We start from the raw sequence: 537 nt of genomic DNA, 5'->3' as shown, positions 1-537 counted from the left end.
TCGATCCGGTGGTTCTGTATGGAAGGGCCATCGCTCAACGGATAAAAGGTACTCTGGGGATAACAGGCTGATACCGCCCAAGAGTTCATATCGACGGCGGTGTTTGGCACCTCGATGTCGGCTCATCTCATCCTGGGGCTGAAGCAGGTCCCAAGGGTATGGCTGTTCGCCATTTAAAGAGGTACGCGAGCTGGGTTTAGAACGTCGTGAGACAGTTCGGTCCCTATCTACCGTGGGCGTTGGAAATTTGAGAGGATCTGCTCCTAGTACGAGAGGACCAGAGTGGACGAACCTCTGGTGTACCGGTTGTGACGCCAGTCGCATCGCCGGGTAGCTATGTTCGGAAGGGATAACCGCTGAAAGCATCTAAGCGGGAAGCCTACCTCAAGATAAGATTTCCCTAGGACTTTATGTCCTCTAAAGAGCCGTTGAAGACTACGACGTTGATAGGTTGGATGTGGAAGTGCGGTGACGCATGAAGCTGACCAATACTAATTGCTCGTGAGGCTTGACTATACAACACCCAAGCAGTTGTAT

1 rRNA gene is annotated in these 537 nt (G+C 52.0%); it reads left to right on the top strand.

The window, feature by feature from the left end:
• Nucleotides 1-516, top strand: a 23S ribosomal RNA gene (locus ACJ5GX_RS02415); the annotation flags it as partial.
• Between the last annotated feature and the right edge of the window lie 21 nt (nucleotides 517-537).

The sequence above is a fragment of the Wolbachia endosymbiont of Tuta absoluta genome (genome assembly GCF_059414725.1).
This window is presented reverse-complemented; position numbering and strand designations above follow the sequence as displayed.